The 19690-nt window shown below is 66.8% G+C and carries 17 protein-coding genes; 1 reads left to right on the top strand and 16 read right to left on the bottom strand.

Annotated features, from left to right (window positions below; translation table 11 throughout):
- Window positions 1-54: 54 nt before the first annotated feature.
- From L8F97_RS05815 to L8F97_RS05885, 15 genes are all read right to left on the bottom strand, one after another.
- Entirely contained in the window at window positions 55-420 is a 366-nt protein-coding gene (locus L8F97_RS05815; RefSeq protein WP_242147471.1) for an HK97 family phage prohead protease, read from the bottom strand.
- Window positions 417-725: a DUF6127 family protein gene (locus tag L8F97_RS05820; protein ID WP_242147473.1), complete on the bottom strand. Its 309-nt coding sequence runs from the start codon at window positions 723-725 to the stop codon at window positions 417-419. The genes L8F97_RS05815 and L8F97_RS05820 overlap by 4 nt, the downstream gene beginning before the upstream one ends.
- A complete protein-coding gene (locus L8F97_RS05825) occupies window positions 722-1849 on the bottom strand; it encodes a phage portal protein (protein WP_242147474.1) in 1128 nt (375 codons plus the stop codon). Before L8F97_RS05825 ends, L8F97_RS05820 begins: the two co-directional genes overlap by 4 nt.
- Before the next feature lie 178 nt (window positions 1850-2027).
- Window positions 2028-2696, bottom strand: coding sequence for a spermidine synthase (locus L8F97_RS05830; protein WP_242147477.1), 669 nt, complete (start codon window positions 2694-2696; stop codon window positions 2028-2030).
- 46 nt (window positions 2697-2742) lie between these two features.
- Window positions 2743-4065, bottom strand: coding sequence for a DNA-packaging protein (locus tag L8F97_RS05835; protein WP_242147479.1), 1323 nt, complete (start codon window positions 4063-4065; stop codon window positions 2743-2745).
- Window positions 4062-4496 carry a hypothetical protein gene (locus L8F97_RS05840; protein WP_242147481.1) on the bottom strand — a complete coding sequence of 145 codons (435 nt, stop codon included), beginning with the start codon at window positions 4494-4496 and terminating at the stop codon, window positions 4062-4064. Before L8F97_RS05840 ends, L8F97_RS05835 begins: the two co-directional genes overlap by 4 nt.
- 92 nt (window positions 4497-4588) lie before the next feature.
- Window positions 4589-5422, bottom strand: a complete 834-nt coding sequence (locus L8F97_RS05845) for a PilZ domain-containing protein (RefSeq protein WP_242147483.1) — start codon at window positions 5420-5422, stop codon at window positions 4589-4591.
- Window positions 5423-5432: 10 nt separating this feature from the next.
- Window positions 5433-5960, bottom strand: coding sequence for a hypothetical protein (locus L8F97_RS05850; protein WP_242147485.1), 528 nt, complete (start codon window positions 5958-5960; stop codon window positions 5433-5435).
- Entirely contained in the window at window positions 5957-10954 is a 4998-nt protein-coding gene (locus tag L8F97_RS05855; protein WP_242147487.1) for a hypothetical protein, read from the bottom strand. The genes L8F97_RS05850 and L8F97_RS05855 overlap by 4 nt, the downstream gene beginning before the upstream one ends.
- 80 nt (window positions 10955-11034) lie before the next feature.
- The gene (locus L8F97_RS05860; RefSeq protein WP_242147489.1) at window positions 11035-12126 is read right to left on the bottom strand and encodes a hypothetical protein; all 1092 of its coding nucleotides are present in this window, start codon (window positions 12124-12126) and stop codon (window positions 11035-11037) included.
- A 56-nt stretch (window positions 12127-12182) separates the two neighbouring features.
- Complete coding sequence (locus L8F97_RS05865; protein WP_242147490.1) at window positions 12183-12671, bottom strand: hypothetical protein; 489 nt, start codon at window positions 12669-12671, stop codon at window positions 12183-12185.
- Window positions 12672-12682: 11 nt separating this feature from the next.
- Window positions 12683-13405, bottom strand: a complete 723-nt coding sequence (locus L8F97_RS05870) for a hypothetical protein (RefSeq protein ID WP_242147492.1) — start codon at window positions 13403-13405, stop codon at window positions 12683-12685.
- A 498-nt stretch (window positions 13406-13903) separates the two neighbouring features.
- Window positions 13904-14284 (bottom strand): response regulator, encoded by a 381-nt coding sequence (locus tag L8F97_RS05875; RefSeq protein WP_242147493.1) that lies wholly within the window; start codon window positions 14282-14284, stop codon window positions 13904-13906.
- Window positions 14281-16020 carry a CHASE3 domain-containing protein gene (locus L8F97_RS05880; RefSeq protein ID WP_242147496.1) on the bottom strand — a complete coding sequence of 580 codons (1740 nt, stop codon included), beginning with the start codon at window positions 16018-16020 and terminating at the stop codon, window positions 14281-14283. The genes L8F97_RS05875 and L8F97_RS05880 overlap by 4 nt, the downstream gene beginning before the upstream one ends.
- Window positions 16017-16652 carry a response regulator transcription factor gene (locus tag L8F97_RS05885; protein WP_242147498.1) on the bottom strand — a complete coding sequence of 212 codons (636 nt, stop codon included), beginning with the start codon at window positions 16650-16652 and terminating at the stop codon, window positions 16017-16019. Before L8F97_RS05885 ends, L8F97_RS05880 begins: the two co-directional genes overlap by 4 nt.
- 139 nt (window positions 16653-16791) lie before the next feature.
- Between L8F97_RS05885 and L8F97_RS05890 the strand changes: the two genes are divergently transcribed.
- Complete coding sequence (locus L8F97_RS05890; RefSeq protein ID WP_242147499.1) at window positions 16792-17448, top strand: hypothetical protein; 657 nt, start codon at window positions 16792-16794, stop codon at window positions 17446-17448.
- 72 nt (window positions 17449-17520) lie between these two features.
- Here L8F97_RS05890 and L8F97_RS05895 read toward each other — a convergent pair whose 3' ends face one another.
- Window positions 17521-19653, bottom strand: coding sequence for a GumC family protein (locus L8F97_RS05895; RefSeq protein ID WP_242147501.1), 2133 nt, complete (start codon window positions 19651-19653; stop codon window positions 17521-17523).
- Between the last annotated feature and the right edge of the window lie 37 nt (window positions 19654-19690).

Here is a 19690-nt window from a genome sequence, read left to right on the forward strand (position 1 = left end):
AACCCGTCCCGGCGACACCGCCGCCGGGCTTGACCTGTTGAAACCGTGTCGTTGTCAGGCGACCGCGTGGACCCGCGCGAGCGGCTGCATCGGCTGCGCCACCAGACTGACCTCGATCAGATCGAGCGCGGTCAGTTCACGATATTGCCCGCGTGTCGCCGCCTGCACGCGGTAGCCGAACGAAAGGCCGGACACCGCGCCGGAGCGCACCAGCCGCGCCAGATCGGCATCGTCGATCCGCCCGATCACGCGTAAGCCCCGCGCATCCTCGCCCGCCTGCTCGATCACGCCGACCGGTTGCCCACGGTGCTGCCACAGCAGCGGCACCGGACCGACGTCGCCAAACGCGCCACCGCGCACCACGTCGCCGCCGCGATCCGCGCGGTCGAATACCGCCGCATAGCCGGCGAAGCGCGTCACTTGATCCAGTCCGAAAAGCCGTAGCGCGTGGCGAGTGCCGCCAGCAGCAGCGCCCCGCCGATCCGCGCTGCCCAGCCGAGCACCGCCTTCCATGCCGATCGCTTGGCATCACGCCATGCGCCGAGCAGCTCGCGCAGCTCCGCCATGTCCTTGGCCGCACCCGCATCGTCGAGGCCAAGCCGTGCCAGCGCCCGGCTCGCGCCAAGTTCGCCGGCTTCCTCGGCGATCGCGCGCAGCGTCACCAGATCGCCGCCCTCCACCTGCCCCTGCGCCATCAGTTGCGCCAGCACCGCACCCTTGGTCATGCCGTACCTCCTGCTTCCGGCGCGAGCCCGAGCATCGCGCGTTTCTCGTCATCGCTGAGGAATTCCGCCGCGCTCACCTGCGCCCACAACCGCTCGCGATCCTCGGCAAGCGCGGTCACCTTGTCGACGTTGACGCGCAGCCACGGCGCGTCGAACCAGCCCGCCAGCCCCTGCAAAAGCCCGGCGAAGATCGTGTCCGCCAGCGGCAGGATCGCCAGCCGCCACAGCGCCCGGCTCGCCTCCTTGTAATTGGCGTAGGTGGCGTCGCCGGGCAGGCCGAGCAGCATCGGCGGCACCCCGAAGCTGCACGCGATCTCGCGCGCCGCCGCCTTCAGCCCGACGAAATCCATGTCGGCCGGGGTCATGCTCATCGCCTGCCATTTCAGGCCGCCTTCCAGCAGCATCGGCCGCCCGGCATTGGCGGCGCCGGCGAAACCCGCCTCCATCTCGGCACGCAACCGGTCGAACTGGTCGCGCGACAGCACCGACCCATCGCCCGGATCATGCACCAGCGCGCCCGATGGCCGCGCCGCATTGTCGAGCAGCGCCTTGTTCCAGCGCGCCGCCGCATTGTGCAGCGCGACCGCGCCCGCCGCCGCGCCGAGGCACCCCAGACCATTGTGATCGTCAAGCGGATGGAAGCTCTTAAGGTGCAACACCTCCGGGCGCGGACCGTCCGCGATCAGCCGCGTCACCCGCTCGCCCACCCGGTAGCGATACGCCACCGGCCAGCCGCCCGCATCCGCCTCGACGCTCACCCGCTCCGGGCGCAGCGCGAACAGTTCCGCCACCTCCCCGGCGGGATCGACCATGATCTGCACATAAGCGTTGCCGTGCAGCAGCAGATGCGCCGCCACCGTCTCGGTCAGCGCCTGCCCGCCCGATCGCGCCGCCACCAGCGCGAGCAGTTCGGGCGAGGATGCCTCGACCGGCGCGCTCGCCAGCCCCTGCGCGACCAGCCGCACCGAGCGTTGCGCGATCGCGTTGTTGAGGTAGCCGCTGCGCACCTGTGCGACGTAATCGTCGCTCCATTCGCCGCCTGCGCCACCGCCCGTCCACAGGCCATGCCGCGCCAGCACCGGACGCACGTCGCGCCCGGCTGATTTCCAGCCGAAGAGTTTCATGGATTGTCCTTAGAATTGGGCCGCGCCGGCAAACGCCGCGCACGCAAGTCTTCCTTCCCCGGCGAAGGCCGGGGTCCAGTTACGGAACGTCGATAAACTGGCGTCGCGCCCCGTTACGAACACTACCGTAACTGGACCCCGGCCTTCGCCGGGGACGGGCTAAATAGCGAGCGCCGCGCTAAACCTTCTTCGCGAACCAGATCACGTGGCGCGCGCCCTTGCCGCTGGCGCGCGCGCGGATCGTCACCTCGTCCACCGCCATATCCGTCTCGCGCAGCCGTCGCGCGAACTTCACGTCGGGCGCCGCCGACCAGATCGCCAGCACCCCGCCCGGCCTGAGCGCAGCCCGCGCCGCCTCAAGCCCGCGCGGTGAATACAGCCGGTCGTTGCCGCGCCGGGTCAGCCCGTCCGGGCCGTTGTCGACATCGAGCAGGATCGCGTCATACGTCCCCCGCCCGTCGGCGATCACCGCGCCGACATCGTCCTCGATGATCGCCACGCGCGGATCGGCAAGACTGTCGCCGGTGAATGCCGCCATCGGACCGCGTGCCCATTCCACCACCTGCGGCACGAGTTCCGCCACCGAAACCTGCGCCTTGGCACCCAATTGCGCCAGCGCCGCGCGCAAGGTGAAGCCCATGCCGTAACCGCCGATCAGGAAATGCGGCGCCTGCGCCGACACCCGCTCGCACGCCATCGTCGCGAGCGCTTCTTCCGAACCGCTCATCCGGCTGCTCATCAATTCCTCGGTGCCGAGCATGATGAAGAAATCCGGCCCACGCTGCACCAGCCGCATCTCGCCGCCGCCCGGCACCTGTGCCGTATCGATCAAAACCCTTGGAACCATACGTCCTCCTAACGGCTCGCGCCGCGATAACAACTACAGCGCCGGACTACAGGGTCCGCACGCCGGCGCGGCCGACCGCGCCGGGCAGCAGTTCCGCCAGCGCCCATACCATCGCATCCGCGCGGTCGGGCGATCGTCCCGGTCCCTGATAGCGGCCACCCGCGATCAGCCCGCACATCTCGTCCTCCAACTGCGGGAACGCACCGACATGATGCACGCGCCTCCGCGCATATTCGATCGACACCGGCTCCGCGCGCGCCGCCTTGCCGCGCGTCGCATTGACGGTGACGATCGGAAGCGACGGCTCGGCCCGTTCCAGCACCGAACGCACCATCTGCCCGCCCTGGTTGACCTCCGCCACCACCCGGTCCGCCGCGTGGCGGCCAGCGCATGCCACGACTGCACGCGCCCAACCCTCCGGGCTTTCGCCGACCACGCTGGCATCCTCGATCACATAGCCATGGCCATCCTCGCCCAGCCCGGCCGCGACGATGCCGCACGCATCCCCGTCGCCGCTCGCCGTGCCGGCGGGCGGATCGACACCGACCACCACGCGCACCAGCGCGGGCGCGTGTCGCACCCGGCACGCCTCGATCCCTGTGCGCGTCCACAGTGCGCCCGGCAGATCGTCGATCAGCTCGCCGTCGATCTCCTGCCGCCCGGTGCGCGTGCCGCCATATTCCTGCTCGATCGCCGCGACGAACGCCGCCGCCAGATGCGGATTGTCGCGCGTGGCGCCGCCGGTCGTCGCCAGACCGTCCATCGCCATGATCCGCCTGAGCAGCGGCACCGGCCGCGGCGTCGTCGTCACCAGCACCTGTTGCCGCTCGCCCAGCCGAAGCCCCAGCATCAGATTGGTCCACACCGCCTCGCCATGCCGCCACTTGGCGACCTCGTCGCACCACGCGATATGATGCTGTGGCCCGCGCAACTTCTCCGCCACCTCCGCCGAATAGGTGTAGGCCGATGCGCCGGAGGCGAAAACGATCTCGCCCGTGCTGCGCTGCCAGCCGACACTCTCGTCGGGCCGCGCCACCGACAGGATGCCGCTGTCGCCCTCCACCATGACGCGCGACACATCCTCGATCGTCGCGCCGACCAAAGCGATTCGTGCCCCCGGGCGTTGCCGCGCGATCTCGCTCACCCACTCCGCGCCCGCGCGAGTCTTGCCGAAGCCGCGACCGGCCTTGATGAGCCACACCCGCCAGTCGCCATCGGGGCGGTACTGCCCGGTATGCGCCCAGGCGATCCAGGCCGCGTTGAGCGCGCGCTTCTCCTCTGGCGGCAGGCTGCGGATTACCCGCACCCGGTCCTTCGTCGGCAAGGCGGCAAGCTGCCGCACCAGCAGCACCAGCCCTTCTCCGTTCACGATGCCACCGGCATGCGCTTGGCCAAAGCCGCCAGCTTGCGCGTCAGCGACCGCTCGACCGTGTCGAGCGAGGCGGTCCGCTCCGTGCCCGCCCGCATCCGCCCACGCGGTGCCTGCGCTTCGTGGCGCGCCAGCACCTTCAGCGCCAGCGCCGCGTCGAAGTCGACCGGCCCGTTGCCGATCGCACGCGCCAGCAGCTCCGCCTCCAGCCGGGCGTAGACGGTCGCCACCGCCGCGTCCCAACCCTCCGCGAACGCCGGATCGCGCCGCCGCAGCGCGTAAGCGCTATCGTGCGTCCCACCCGCCGCTTCCGCGGCCTGCCGCACGTTGCCGCCCAGCGCCAGCGCGTCGAGAAACACGCCGCGCATCCGCTTCGTCCACCCGACCATCGCGCGCCCACGACGTCGCGGATCATCAACACCTTCACCCATCCCGCATTCCCCCGCTGGAGGCGACGCCCCGTCATGCCAAGTCTCCTAGACGTGGCGGGATGCTGTAGGACAGAGGTTTTTATCCTATTTGGTTATACGCTTCCCGTAGCTACGAGGTGCGCCATCTGCGCGGCGGTGAGCATTTGCATGAAACGGATGCCGATCAGGTCCGGCTGCCGCCAGCAGATCGTGCCCGACAGCACCTCGCGCATCGCACCGACCCGCAGTTCCACGGTCGTGCCGACCGCGACGTCGCAGCCGCCGCGCAGCTTCATGCCGCCGGGCGAGATATCCGCCGCCACCATCGCGAAGCACCGGTCGCTTGCGGTGAGCACCACCGGCGTTTCGATCGCCACCCGCGGCGCGCGCGGCACGTCGGCGTCGCGCCGGAGCGATACGCTCAGGATCACCTGCGCGTCCTGCACGGAGTCGAACTGCACGCCACCGAACTTGCCGTCGTACCAGCGCACGCGTGCCGGCGTCGGCGGCAGGCCACGCATCGCCAGCGTCACCGCCTGCCCGACCTCTAGCGCCACCTCGCAGGCGATACCCGCCCCCGCCTCCGACAGGTCGCGCACCATGCACGGATGCTCGACCCGGCCGATCGCGATCTTGCCGATCGTCAGCAACGTCACCGATCGTCGCCGCGCGCGCCGCTCCGCCGGCATGTCGAGCAGCACGCGCTGCTCCTCGTCGAAGCCGCTGCGCGCACGGTTGATCCCGCCCAGCATCCGCGCGCGAAATGCCGCGCGTTGCAGCGTCACCGCATCGTCGAGCCGGCGCTCCCGAATTGCGAGGGCGATGGCGGATTCGATGGCAAGTGTCCCGCTTGCCGCCGTATCCTCCAACAGGTCCGCCGCCCTGCGCGCGATGATCTCGTCACATCCGGACAGGCCGATCGCGCGCGGTGGCCTGGTCTTGGTCATGGCTCTCTCCCTATCTGATCTTCACCCGGTACCGAAGCTGGAATGCGGTCGAAGTCGCGAAGGTGCCCGCCAACGTGATTCGGATCGCACGGATGCTCGGATTGTAATTCCCGGATGTGGCGCCGGCATTGGACGTCCAGGTGCTGCCGTCGGTGGAAAACTCGATACTGTCGACCACCGCCGGATTGTAGGTATAGCTCAGCCCGCTGCTGGCCAGCCCGGTGCCGAGCAGACTGCCGTCGAGGAACTCGACCGGCCCCTTGCCGGTGCCGGCGAGATCGGTGACCTGAAGGTCGCAGTTCGTCGGGATGTTCTCGACGATGACCATGTTCCGGACCGGCGTGAGCGCATTGCCCAGCGGGTTGTTGAAGGTCAGCTTGTAGTCCATCACCGAATCCGTGAACAGGCGCGGGTTCGCGTTGTTCATGGTGTCGGAGATCACCGTCGTCGCCCGGGTGATCGTGATCTGGTCGGCAAAGGCGCTGCCCGGCGCCAGTACCGACAGGAACGCGATCAGGGCTGTCACGATCCTGTTCATCGCCCCGCTCCCATGAACCGCCGCCCGATCGACCCGAGGCCGAGTTGGTCGAACTTCAGCCGCATCGTGACATACGGACCTTTGCGCGTATAGCGGTCCTGTTCGAAATCCCGGTCGCGGTAGCCCGCCACGTTGTAGCCCGCGCTGATCCACAGGTTCGGCGCCGGTGACGCCCCCGCGGATGGCCCGCCCGAGAAGGCGAAGCTGCCGCGTCCCCAGGCGTGCTGGACCGAACCTTGCACGCCGATATCGAACTTGCGGCCGACATCCTTGCGCAGATCGAAGCCGGTCACGTCGATATAGCCGGTGTAGTCGTCCGCGCCGAAGCTGCCGCGCACCCACTTCGCGCCGTAATAGACCGTCGCCTCGAAACCGTGACCGACGCCTTCCGCGCCGCTGCGGTAGTTGAGCGCGAGATTGTTGACGAGCCGCAACGTGGTCTGTCCCGCCGCACCATAACTCGACACGCCGAGCACGTTGCCCGCGCTTACGCCGGCATCCGCCTTTTCGTTGCGCAGTTCGAGCCGTTCCAGCACCGACCAGCGGCTATCGAGCGGTCGGTAAGCGAGCGCGAGATCGGCATCGAGGAAGGTCGCGACTTTGCCGGTCTTGTCGGTCACGCGGTTGTACTTGACGCCGGAAGCGAGCGTCTTGCCTTCGCCCAAAGTGCGCAGCAGGTTGCTGGTGAAGCCCCAGCGCGTGTCGTTGCTGCCACCCCGATATTCGCCGCGCCCGTTCCAGGACCATTTCGCCGCGCGGTAGCCCGCACCGAACGTCACCGCGACGTAGTTGCCGTTGGCGTCCTGCCCCTGCTGCGACAGGCTTCCGCCCGAGGCGACCGGCTGGAACGCGTTGATGACCGCACCCGTGGGGATCTTGCCGCGCACCGTGGTGCTGGCGTCGAGCGAGGCGTCCAGCGTCCAGTGCTGACCGATCGGCAGCGACTGGTTCATGCCATATTGCGCAAAGGTGCGCTGGCCGTTCTCGCCGATCGCCTGCTGGTTGATCGTGCTCATCAGCTTCGCGCCCGTCCACGGCTTCACGTCAAAGCCGACCTGCGCGGTGTTCGCGCTGTAATCCTTGCCGTTCGCGATCTCGTAGCCGCCGATCAGGCGGATGCCGGGCGTGATGCGGTACGATGCGGTGATCTGGTGGCGCACGGGAAAGTCCACGCTCGCCTTGTCGCCGCCCGGCGCGAACTGCGTCTGGCCGGTGATGCCGAGCTTGCCGCCCATCAGCGCCTGCGTGCCGCCGAGCGTGAGGAGCCGCGAGTCGCGATCCTTGCCGTCGATGCCGCGATCCATCGCCAGTTGCCCGCCGACGAAGATCGTGCCCGTCGCACGGCGATATTCCGCGCGAACCTCGGCGGCGGTGCGGGTGCCCGCCGTGTCGAGCTGCTGCTGATGCCAGGCGCTGCCGGTCACCGTGATCTTGGGCGTGACGACGACACGGCCGTCAAACCCGAATTTGCGCGTGCCCGCCTCGACCACGTTCTGCTGGCCGACGCCGAAACCGTAATCCTGCTGGCGCACGTAGAACAGCCCGTCCTTGCCCGAGGAGTGATGCTCCACTTCCGCCAGGAACGCCTTGCCGTCGGTGAGGCCGGTCTTGCCGCCGGTCGATGCTTCCGCGCGGATCTCGGTGGTGCGGGTCGGCTTGGCCTTTACGTCCATTCCCAACAGCGAGGCGTTGCCCGCCGTCTCGTCGTGCAGGCCGCTCACGCCGACCTCGACCTTGCCCTTGGCAAGGCGCGTCGCAACGCGGCCACCGCCGACGACCTTGTCGCCGCTGCCATAGGTCTCGTAGTCGACCACGATGAAGGTCGGGTTGAGGTTGGCATCCCGCGTCAGCACGGGCGAGCGGAAGCGCAGCGTGCCGAGCGAGGTGTCGATGTCGTAATCGATATGCCGCGTCAGCTGCGTGGTGGAGACGATCAGCTCAGACCGGAAGCGGTCGCGCACCTCGATCCGCACCTGGTCGCTGTTCGGCACGATATCGCGGCCGGACAGACGGTACGGGCCGGACAGGCCATTGCCCTGGATCTCGTCGCGCGCATAACGCTGGTCGGTCTTGGCGGCGAACGCGGTGACGAGCAGGTGGTGGCCCTCGTAGCCGACCTTGGCGCCATTCAGCGTGCGGCTGTAGCGCATCAGCTGCGTGTCGGTCATGCCAGTCTCATAGTCGCCGAACAGCGCGTAGAGTTCCTTACGCTCGAGCCGCACGTAGAGCTTCTTCGCGGTCGGCGCGTCATAGCCCTGGCGCGAACCGTCGCCATAAACGGTGTAATATTTGTCGGGATCGATCTGGCCGAGCAGTCCGCGATCGCGATCGTATTTGCGATCGCTGTCATAAGCGAGCGTCAGCAGCCACGATCCCTTGACGCGCCCCTTGGCATAGAACGCCATCTGCCCATCGGTGACGACACGCTTGCGGTCGCCACGCGGCAGTGCGCTGGAGCGCGACTTCAGCGTGTCGTAGCCGAGCGTCCCCGCACCGAAACCGACCACGGTCCACTGCTTCGCCGAGCCCGCCAGCCACGCACGGATGTCGCTGTCGCGCGTCACCTTCTCCTCGGTAAGGCTGACGGTGGCGTGAACCGCACCCGCCTGCGTGGTGGGTTCGAGCGCGATGAAGGCGAGGCCGTCGTCGCCGGTCACGCGCGCGGTGGTGGCGCTGCGGCCCTTGCCCGCGGTCTGGCGGGCTTGCTCCAGCTCGGCCTCGACCGCCGCGGTATAGGGCTGGTCGACATGGAACGGCACGATCGTCCCGTCGCGCACCGGGCGGCCGTCGCGGTCCGTCACGCGCACTGCGATCAGCGGGCGGGTCAGGCCATCGGCGACGAGGCGGCTCTTGTCGGCCACAAACGTCGCACGCACCGGGATGCTGCCGGAATGCACGGTGCGGGTGAGCGTGGTGACGAGGTTGCTCTTGTCGTCGAGCACCCGCGCCTCGAGGTTGTTATCGCCTTCGTTGAGCGGAATACCGGTCCAGCGCGACACCGCCACGCCGTGTGCGGCATCGACGTCGGTGGTGTCGAACGCGAGCGTATCGACCGGCGCACCGTTGATGCGCAGCGCGACACGCTGGCCGGGGAGATGCTTGATGACGACGCGCAGCGTCGGCGCGCGCGGGTTGTGGCCCTCGGCCGGGAACAGCATTTCGACACCTGGCGTCTGGCCGCTCAGCCAGTCGCGGTTACCCGCAGCATCGCCATCGCTCGCCACCGTGATCGGCAGCGGCTGCACGGCGGCGGCCTTCCTGCCGGTCGGGCGGAGCTGGAAATCGACACGCTTGAGCAACCCGCCATCCGCCTCGACAAAGCGCGAGATCGCGCTGCCCGCCTGGCGGGTATCGACGTCGCACGCCACGGCTTCATAGGTCGCGGGAATGCTCTGCGTGTCGAGCTGGACGACATGGCGGCCGACGCGGACGCCCTCGAAATGGTACAGCCCGTCGCGATCGGTCGACACATAGGTGCCATCCTCCATCAGCAGGCGGATTCCGGGCAGCCCCTTGCGCTTGGAAACCGGGTCACCGCACGCGCCCTCGGTCACGCGGCCGATAATGGTGAAGCCGTCGGTGAACAGCAGCGGGCGCACCCGCACCGACGCCGCCGCCTCGTTTGAGGTCGCGCCGTTGCTGCCCGAACCGAGCACACGATTCAGCGCCTCGCCGGTCGCCGCACCCGGCTTTACGGAAACCACATAGGTTACATCGATCGACTGCGCCGGCGCGAGGCGCGGGACGATGAAGGCCAGATTCTTGCCATCGGTCGAGACGGTCGGCTCCGCGATCCCGCGTGCCGAGCCGCGCTCATAGCGCAAGGGCGACGGCAACAGGTCGGTGAGGTGGATATCGGTGACCGGAATCGTGTCGCGGTTGGCCAGCGTCAGCCGGTACTGGACGAAATCGCCCGGCGCCGCCTCGCGCACTGACGCGGTCTTGGTCAGCAGCAACATCGCGTCCTTCGGCCGGTCGAGCGGGATGTCGGTGTAGAAAGGGTTGGCGTCGGCGATGGTGAAGCGCCCTTCGGTCGAGGCCGCGTTCAGGATGAACGGCTTGCCGGTGGGATCGCGCAGCGCTGCCAGCTCCGTCGCCGACTTCACGGAAGGCGCGGTGTAATGCCCCGGCGGCGTCACCTTGATGTGGTAGGTACCCGGCGCGACCAGCGGGAAGCGGTAATTGCCCTGGCTGAAGGTATAGACGCGGCCGCTCGCATCGTTTGCCGACGCGCCGCTGGTGACGGTGGAGGGATAGGCGCTGATCCCGTCATCGCCATAGACCTTGGCAGGCTGGTCGTTGTCGTCGAGCAACGTGACGATCGCGCCGTCGACCAGCGCACCGGAGGTGGAATCGAACACATAGCCGGCGGGATCGACCAGGATCGAGGCGGTCGATCCGTAGCTGTCATCGTCCTCGGCGAAGGACAGCGAAAGGTTCACGCCGCGATCCGTCTGCGGGTTGCATGCTGCGATCGCAGGGCTGTGGTCGGAGATCGCGGGCACGCCTCCGGCGAAGACACCCGTGTTCGGCCCGGTTTCCAGCAGCGGGAGCGGGTTGCTGTGGCCACCCGACGTAACGGTGATCGAAACCGTATCGCGCGTGTTCGGGTCATGGTTCGCCCCGGCATCCTCCAGAACGATGATCTGCGCTTCGTGCACATCCAGCGTCTTGGTGGGCGGAGCTGCCGCGAGCGTCGCGGCGTCGATCGGCGCCGGTGTGAAGCGGACCGCGGGCACGGTCTCGCATGTCATACCGGTGAGCTGATAACCGATGGGGAGAAGGCGGAAGCTCAGCCGGGTCGGGACCTTAGTGCGGTCGACCACGAGGCTGACGGTGTTCGATGAAATCGTAGTGGGTCCGCGCGCGCCCGTAAAGGTCAGCGTGGCGGTATTATCGACATGATCCACCGTCTGCGCGCACACGGGTGCGGCGACAGTGCCGAGACAAAGCGCAACCGCGCTGGTCTTCAAGGCGTGGCGGAATATGGACATGGGGTGTCACGTTCCGGCGCGCGTGGTTGCGCGCGCCGGAAGCGCGGTTCTCCTGTAGTGCGATTGGGGTCGGGTAGCGCTTAGTTGATCGTCACGCGGAACGACGCGGCGACCGAGGCACTGCCGGCGACGCTGGGGATCGTCGCGGTCACCGTCTTGGTCGAGGTGTCGTACGCACCGGTATAGCCGGTGGTGGTGCCGAGCGATGCCAGCGTGCACGATGTGCCGGCCACGCCGGGCGCGCCGATCGTCAGCGTGTTGGGCACGAACGTCGTGTTGGCCGGTACGACGTCGGTCAGCACAACGTTACTGGCTGGAACGCCGGCGGTCGCGTTGTTGACGGTCAGGCAATATTCCACGACGGCGCCGGGCAGCGCCTTCGGGTTGATCAGGTTCACGTTGTCGGAGATCACCCGCGCGGTCTTGGTGACGGTCAGCGCGACGTTGCGCGCGCCGGCTTCAAAGGCGGCATAGGCGATACCCTGACCATTGCGCGCAATATCGCCCGCATAATCGCCGTCGCTATCGCCGTCGGCGAACACGATGTCGACGGTGTTGTCGGCATTGGCGAGGTTCAGGTCGGTCTGGACCAAGGCCGTGCCCTTGGTGCCAACGCCGCCGCCATTGGCGACCGTCGCGTGCAGCGCGACCTGTGCCAGGTTAGAGCTGCCCGTCGACGGCACGTCGCCGACGATGAAGATCTCGACCGAGGCATCGGGGGCGAGTTCGTCGACATAGGTGGCGACATCGGTACCGGGATCATACACGCCGTTGCCGTTCGCATCGACGAAGATCTTGATGTTGTTCAGCGTGAAGTCCGGTGTGTTCGGGAAGAACCCGACTGGTACCGCCTGTGCGGAGTCGAGCAGGAAATCCTGCGCGCCGTTGGTGGTGTTGGTCAGCTTGAAGCTGGTCACCGCGCCGACCTGACCGGCGTTGACCTTAGTATTGGTGGTCTGATCGGTGATGACGGTGAAATTGACCTTGCGATCGACCACGAAGGTCGCGGTCGTCGAGTTGGTGGTCTGCGCCGAACCGTTGACGGTGTACGTTACCTGCGCGGTATTGGTGATGGTGGTGCCCGCCTGGGTCTGCGCGGCCTCAGCCGTTCCAGCGGTGGCAATGATGGCCGTGCCGGATAACAGCATCAGCCTGACCTTGTTAGCGAACATGTAATGTAACTCCCTGCGATCATACGGTTTGGTGGAGGACAGGTCGGGGTCGGGGATCATTTCAGCACGGCCTGGAACGCCAACTGGCCATGCGAGCCGGCCGTGATCGGGCTCGTCAGGCGCCACCGGACGTGGGTGACATCATCGGGGCTCGCGGGGCGCACGCCGCCGGCGGCGGTCCGCACGCGCAGCGCGCTGAGCTCTCCATAGGTGTGGCCGTCGACCGAAACCTCGGGCGTGGGTGACCCTTGCGCCGCGCTGCGATAGACGAGCTGCTGCGGCACCGGATTGTCGAGCACCACGTTGCCGAGCGGCTGCGTGCCGGTGTTGCGATAATCGAGCACGAACACGACCTTGTCGCCCGGCACGACCTTCGTGGCCTGCACCAGCGCGACGCGGGTGGTGCCGTCGGCGGCGGCGGTCTTCTTCTCGGTCAGCACCTTGGAGGCGACCTGAAGCGGACCAGCCGCTAAAGCCGGTGTGGCGAGCGCCGCCACAAGCGCGGCGGCGGCGAACAGTCGGATGGTCTTGGCGTTGCGGTTCACGGGTGCACTCCTCACTGGATCGTCGTTTGAAAGGTGATGACGCGGTCACCCGCCGCCGCGATGTCGCCGAGCGCGACGCGGACGGTGCTGCCGTCGAAAGAGCCGGTGTCGCCAAGCGCACCGCCGTCGAGCCGGAGCGAGCCGGCGCGGTAGCGGGTGCCGGCGGGAACGGGATCGGCGATCACCGCCGCCGGCGTGGCGCCAAAGAAATGCGCGGTGAGCGTGTAGGTGATGGTCGCGCCGCGGATCGCGCGTGCGCTGCCATCGGGCGCGGCGACGCTCTGCGCCTTGACGAGCGTCGGCGTGGCGACCGCGCGTACCAGTAGCGCCTCCGCGCTGGCCGCCGCTCCGGTCGTGCCAACCACCGCGTCGCCGCCACCATCCCCCTGACCCGCAAAGGTCGTCCCTGGCGCACCAGTCCCCGTGGTCGCGCGCACGCTCGTCGTGACGGTAACGTCGTCACCGGCGACGCCGGCGGCGGCGACCAGCACCAAGACGCGCTGCTGCACACCCGCGCCGATCGCCGGCAGCACGGCACCGCTCAGCAGCGTGTCGACAGCGGCGTCGTAAGCGCCGTTGCCATCGCGATCGATCGCGTAGCCTGTCACGGTAGCCGCTGCTTGGTTGGTCGTCGCGGAAAGCGCGAACGCTTCGCTGCCGTTTCCTGCGTTGGTGACGACGAACGGCACGCCAGTGACGGCAGCATCGCCGGTTATAACGGTACGTGGCGTCACGACAGCAACTGCAACATCAAGCTTCTCCGCGATCTGCACGGAGGCTAGGTTTGATGACGTTGAGTTCTTATCGCCGCTTGTTTCGTATATCGCAGTTGCCACATTGGGAATTATAGTGCCGGCAGCGACCTGCGCGGACGCAGAGTAATAAAATACCTCGGGTGTAATTGCGGCGAGCAACACACATGACACCGCAATACGGCGAACACACCGGATTTTGTCTTGCTGTATCGAAAGCGGAGACATTGCAACAACCCTTGCGCACTTCGATGTGCACAAGGGCAAGAACACGCACCTCGGTTAAGCAGCACTTACAAGCGCACTACGTATCAGGCGCATTTGCGACCAAGGTCTAAGACGAATTCGACCAACGTCGCAGGAACTTTCGACCAGGGTCGTAAAGCCAGAACGAGCCGCACGTAGGTCATGACGTCACAGCGTCATCGCGGCACGGTATTTAGATGCGCTCCTCCACCTGTCGATTCGGCACCTCGATGCCTAGGCGGAGATCTCGGCGAAGCGACGCCGCACCGTCCGTGCCAGCGACATCGGATCGAATGGCTTCGTGATGACGCCGTTCGCGCCACGGTCGAGATACGCCCGTATGTCGTCGCGGCGTGCGCTCGCGGTGACGAAGATCACAGGCAGCGCCTCCAGCCCAGCGCGCATGCGCAAGGCGCTGAGCAGGTCCGCCCCCGACATGCCCGGCATCATCATGTCGATCATGGCGATATCCGGCTTCCAGCCGCCCGCATCAACGATGCGCAGGGCATCCGGGCCGGATTCTGCCATCTTGACGTCAAGACCAGGGTCGAGCCGGAATGCCAACGCCACAATCGTGCGGATGTCCGTTTCGTCGTCGACATACAGAATGTTCATGCGTCACCGCTCCACAGCGGCAGTTCGAAGCAGAAACGTGCCCCCTGCTCGGACGGAGCATGCCAAATACGACCGCCATGCGCCCGCACGATCTCGCGCGCGATGGTCAACCCCAACCCAGATCCCGCCGATGCCCCCGTCGGGCGGGCACCTTGCCCGAAGCGGGTGAACAGTCTCCGGCCGAGCTCCGGATCGATTCCCGGCCCCGCGTCCTGCACCGATACGATTGCGCGCGCGAGCGTCACCTCCAATGATAGCACCACCGCGCCGTTCTCTGGCGAAAAGCGGACGGCGTTCGACAACAGGTTGCTCGCGACCTGCACCAAGCGGTCGCTGTCGCCGTCCACGATCGCGGGCCTCTCACCGGTCTCAAGTCGCAGCGCAACGCCGCGCCCTTCGGCCAGACCGCGCATCGTCTCTATGGCGTCCGCCATCGCGCCCCGCAGATCGAATGACTGGAAGTCGAAACGCATCGCGCCCGCCTCCAGCGTCTCGATATCGAGCAGATCGTTGACCAGCCGGATCAGCCGGGTCGCATTGGCTTCGGCGATCGCCACCAGCCGCTGCGCTTCCGCCGGCACGCCGGCCACGATGCCGCCGCGCAAAAGCCCGAGCGCACCGATCACCGAAGTCAGCGGCGTGCGCAGTTCGTGGCTCACGGTCGAGAGGAAGCGGGCTCGGAGTTCCTCTGCCCGCTCACGCTCACTGACATCGCGGAAGGCGACGACGACATGCGTGCCATCAGGCAACCCCATCGCACCGAGCGACGCCTCCACCGGAAGCAGCGCACCGTTCTGCCGCCGCGCGTGCAACTGCGTTCGGAACGGATCGGCCAGCCCTTCGGCACGATAGCCGAGCCGATCAAGAAACAGTCCCTTCCCCGGTGCGAGGTCGACCAGCACAGCGATATCGCGCCGCAGCAGGTCGGGCGCTGCATAGCCGAACAAGCGTTCTGCGGCAGGGTTCACCGTTTCAATGCATCCATGCGGATTGAGCAGGACGATGGCATCCTGCGCGGCGTTGAAGATCGCGTTCTGATGGATGCCGAAACGCACCGCCTTCAGCGCAAGACTGTGGGCGTGGCTGCGAGCGCGCCAGAACAGATAGCCGAGCACGAACGCGCTGACCGCCATCGTCAGCACCAGTTCCCAGATCATCCGGCGCGTCGCGGCCACGCGCGTGCGCTGGCGAGCGAGGCCACCGCGCAGCAAGCGATTCTGTTCGTCGACCATCGCGGCGTGTATGTTACCGATCGCAGACATAAGCCGCGCGCCCTCGCCTTCGCGAACGCCTGCCGCGGCTGCATCGAGCCCCTGCGCTGCCCGTAGCGCGCTCATCTTCTCCATTTCGGCGAACTTGGCCGTGGCAAGCTCGCGCAGCCGTGCCAGCCTGCGTTGTTGGCCCGGTAGATGGCGAAACGTCTCGCCAAGCGAGGTCGCCTGCCGCTCGAAGCCTGCCCGTGCGGTGCGGTAGGGGACGAGAAACGCCGCATCGCCGGTGATGACATAGCCGCGCTGAGCGGTCTCGGCGTCCCGCAGGGCGGCGAGCAACGTGTCGATCTCGACCCGTTCCCGATACGTGCGATTTACGTTTGCCGAGGTCTGGGTGGAATGGTCGTATTCCACCCCAAACACGGCGGCGAGCAGGAACAGTCCCAGTGACAGTGCGGCGGCGACACCGAATGTCCGCCACAGCTTCGGTTCCCAATCTGGCGTGAGAACCGGGATGTCGTTCACAGGGAATGTTGCGGATTGAGCAACGGCTGCATCGTTAGGATCGCCTGCACGCGGTTCTGCACACCGATCTTGCGGAAGATCGCGGTGAGGTGCGCCTTCACGGTCGCCTCTGTGACGTTGAGATCGCCCGCGATCTGCTTGTTGAGCCGCCCCTCGACCAGCGCCACCAGCACGCGTCGTTGCGACACCGAAAGCGTGGCAAGCCGCCTCTGAAGAGAGTCTAGCGCGCCGCTGTCAACCGGCGGAAACACCCTTTCACCGGCAAGCAGCGCGCCAACCGCACCAACCAGCGCGTCGAGCGAGTCCGCCTTGGACAGAAACCCCGACGCACCGACCGCACGCGCGGCAGCGACCAGCGCGGTGTCGTCACTTGCCGAAATGATCGCGATCGGCCGGTTTCCGAGATCCTGCTGCAACTCGAAGAACCCGGAAAAACCACGCGCGTCGGGTAGGCGAAAATCGAGCAGGACCAGATCATAACCGCCATGTGCCGCGATCAGCGCGCGCGCACCGGCGATCGTCGTGGTCGTGTCGATCGCAATGTCCGGAATGCGTGAATGCACGGCGAGTTGTATGCCGTTGCTGATGAGCGGATGATCGTCCGCCACCAGAAGCCGCCGCGCCGCGACCATAACCGCCCTTTCGCTTTATTATATGACCTTGTTTACTGGGCAATTCTTGTCCAAATTGCCAAAACGATCAAGCGACGTTGTGAGGACAAGCCGATATTCCTCCGATATCGCCGCACAACGCCCCAGAGAAGCCGCCGATGTGACCAGCGCCGCCATTCTATTCAGCGACGACATCGATCTGTGCCGCACATGGGCGAGCTTGCTGACGCCGAATGGTTGGCGCACCACCATCACCGCCGATCCTGATCGGGCGATCGGTGCGCTCACGCCGGATGTCGCGCTGGTGCTTCTCGACTCGCGCGCGGTGGGCGCTGCCGACGTACTCGCCCGACTGCGGGGCACCGCACTGCCCGCCGCCGGCGTGCCCGTACTCCAGCATGGCGACGCACGCTGGCCCGGATCAAGTGCCCTGTTGCCGCCTGGGGATTCGGCCATGCTGATGGCTGCGATCGAGGTCTTTACAGGGGCCTTGAGCGATCACGCATTGCGCGTTGCGCCGTTCTCCCCGTTCTATCGGCTGGTCCGTCTGCTCGGCGCGCGCGACGCTGCGGCCATGATCGCACGGTTTGCCGACACGCTCTGCACGGCGCTGGCAGAAGAGATGGTCTCTAACGATCAAGCGCACCGGCTCGCGGGTATCGCCGGCGCGCTCGGCTATACGGACCTCAGCCTGGCATGGCGTGCCGCTGAGCAGGACATTTCCGCGCGTGGTGCTGCCGTAGCGGCGAGCCGAATTGTCCTGGACCAGATCGAACACGATGACCTCGCCCGGTATGGAGCGGGACCGCTTCTTTAACATCGCCGTCGATCGGGCGGCTCCGATGAGGCCCGGGTCAGGGTCTGCGCCAACCGCGCTCAGACCACCCGATCACGCGTTCCGGTAATATCCGGCGTATTTGCGCGAGTAGTAGTACAAGCCGCCGACACCTTCCGCACCCGCCCCGACCATCGCATACACCATGCCGATCGGGTTGGCGCCGTCGGTCCGCAGCCAGTTGATCGCGGAGGAGGCCGCCGCCGCCGACGTATCGTCCCACTTCACCACCAGAATCGTCGCATCCGCCAGCGCCGCCAGGAAACGGCCGTCGGCAAGACCCATCAACGGTGGCAAATCGAGCACGATGTGATCGTAGCGTCCGCGCAGTTCGTTGAGCAGCCGGTCCATCGCGCCACCGCCGAAGATATCCTCCGAGCTGAAATAGCGCGAGACGACCAGCATGTGGTCGAGCCCCGGCACGTCGCCCGGCACAATCGCCTCGTCCACGCTCGCATCGCCGTGCAGCACCTCGACCAGACCAGTGCGCGGCGGCGCGCCCTTGACCATGCGCTGCATGACGGCGCGGCGGATGTCGCATTCGATCAGCAGAGTCTTGGCGTTGGCGATGGCAAGCGTGCGCGCGAACGCCAGCGCCGTCGTGCTCTTGCCCTCGCCCGGCAAGGCAGAGGTGAGCGCGATCACCTTCGGCGTCACCTGGCCACGCTGCCCCAGCACCCCCGCGCGCACGATGCGCAGTGATTCCGAGAAGAACGAGGTCGGTTCGGTGATGAGCAGATCGGCCGGATTGACACCCTTCGCGACCTTGGGGATCGCGGCGAGCATCGTCAGGCCGAGCGTGCGTTCGGCGTCCTCGGCCGAACGCAAGCCGCCCGCCATGAGTTCCTGCACCGCGATCACCACGCCGCCCGCGATCAGGCCGAGCACCAGCGCGACGGGATAGAACAAGAGCTTGTTCGGGCTGGTCGGCTTGGCTGGCGGCTGCGCGACCTCGACCACTTCGGCCGGCGCCATGGAGACGCGTGCCTCTTGCATGCTGTCGAGCGCCATCAGCGACATGCGATCGTACAGTGCACGCTTCGCGGTCGCCTCCCGCTCCAGGCCATCGGCGATCACGGCGCTACGCGTGTCGTTCGCCCGCTTGGACTCCAGATCGGTCATCGCGTGTTTCAAGCTCGTAACGCGCGCCTGCGTGGAGGCGGCATTTGCCGCCAGTGACGACATCACGCGACTTTCTTCGTTCTGGATCAGCGTATCGATACCGGCAAGCTGGTCGCGCACGCGGATCGTTTCCGGGTGCCGGTCGCCGTACCGCACGCCGATCTCGGCTAGGTTGCGCACCAGCTCCGCGCGCTGGCGGCGCAGATCCTGCACTACTGACGAGCTTAGCACGCCGCTGACCGAATCGCGCGCACCGCGTGCGGTCTGGCCGCGTGCCGCGTTGAGGTCCGACTGGGCGGCGGCGGCATCGGCCTGCGCGGTGGCGAGCGATCCGGCGAGCGGCGCGATCTGTTGATCGGTGATCGTGCTGCCGTTCGAGTTGCCGCCGTCGCTCTCGACGATGCCGGCCTTGGCGCGATAATCGGCAACCTGCGCATCGGCCGCGCGGGCATCGTCGGCGAGCTCCTTCAGGCGACGCTCGAACCATTGCGACTGGCGTTCGGCCGCACCCGCCTTGTTGCCGATCTTCGCCGCAATGTACGCTTTGGCAAAGGCATTGGCGATGCGCGCGGATTTGATCGGATCGGGCGACGTAAAGGCAACGTCGAGGATGTAGGTCAGTTTTTCACGCTGAACCGAAAGCTTCTTCAGAACCGCGTTAGCAAGCAGCGTCTCACGGTTTTGCGGGGTCGACGGACCGGTGCCGCTATCCGTCAGCACCTTTGCGTAATCGGGATCGTTCTCCAGGTGAAATTGCTGCATGATCCCGCGCGCGAGCGACAGCGACTGGATCGTCGCGACCTCGGTTTCGATCGCCTCGGACGTAAGCTCGGCTTTGCCGTCCGCCGATTTGGTGGCGAGCGGGTTCAGCGTCGGGTCAATGCGCACTTTGACGACGGACGAGTAGGACACGGGCAGAAACTGCACCGCGGCGATACCCAATGCCGACACGGCCAGGAAAACGATAAGCAGCACCGGCCACCGACGCATGACGGTGTCGCGAACCATCTCGACAATATCCGCGAGTTGCGCCTCGGACTGCCCGGCTTCCTGTCTGACTTCCATGAGCGTCCTGTTACCTTGCTACAAGCGTTCTGTTCCG

This window comes from Sphingomonas sp. BAUL-RG-20F-R05-02 (genome assembly GCF_022662305.1).
In the GTDB taxonomy this organism is placed as follows: Bacteria; Pseudomonadota; Alphaproteobacteria; order Sphingomonadales; family Sphingomonadaceae; genus Sphingomonas.

Bases quoted from the DNA above. Each gene is read 5' to 3' on its own strand.
- L8F97_RS05820 (WP_242147473.1), bottom strand. From the start codon at position 725: ATGACCAAGGGTGCGGTGCTGGCGCAACTGATGGCGCAGGGGCAGGTG.
- L8F97_RS05825 (WP_242147474.1), bottom strand. From the start codon at position 1,849: ATGAAACTCTTCGGCTGGAAATCAGCCGGGCGCGACGTGCGTCCGGTG.
- L8F97_RS05830 (WP_242147477.1), bottom strand. From the start codon at position 2,696: ATGGTTCCAAGGGTTTTGATCGATACGGCACAGGTGCCGGGCGGCGGC.
- L8F97_RS05840 (WP_242147481.1), bottom strand. From the start codon at position 4,496: ATGGGTGAAGGTGTTGATGATCCGCGACGTCGTGGGCGCGCGATGGTC.
- L8F97_RS05845 (WP_242147483.1), bottom strand. From the start codon at position 5,422: ATGACCAAGACCAGGCCACCGCGCGCGATCGGCCTGTCCGGATGTGAC.
- L8F97_RS05850 (WP_242147485.1), bottom strand. From the start codon at position 5,960: ATGAACAGGATCGTGACAGCCCTGATCGCGTTCCTGTCGGTACTGGCG.
- L8F97_RS05855 (WP_242147487.1), bottom strand. From the start codon at position 10,954: ATGTCCATATTCCGCCACGCCTTGAAGACCAGCGCGGTTGCGCTTTGT.
- L8F97_RS05860 (WP_242147489.1), bottom strand. From the start codon at position 12,126: ATGTTCGCTAACAAGGTCAGGCTGATGCTGTTATCCGGCACGGCCATC.
- L8F97_RS05875 (WP_242147493.1), bottom strand. From the start codon at position 14,284: ATGAACATTCTGTATGTCGACGACGAAACGGACATCCGCACGATTGTG.
- L8F97_RS05885 (WP_242147498.1), bottom strand. From the start codon at position 16,652: ATGGTCGCGGCGCGGCGGCTTCTGGTGGCGGACGATCATCCGCTCATC.
- L8F97_RS05895 (WP_242147501.1), bottom strand. From the start codon at position 19,653: ATGGAAGTCAGACAGGAAGCCGGGCAGTCCGAGGCGCAACTCGCGGAT.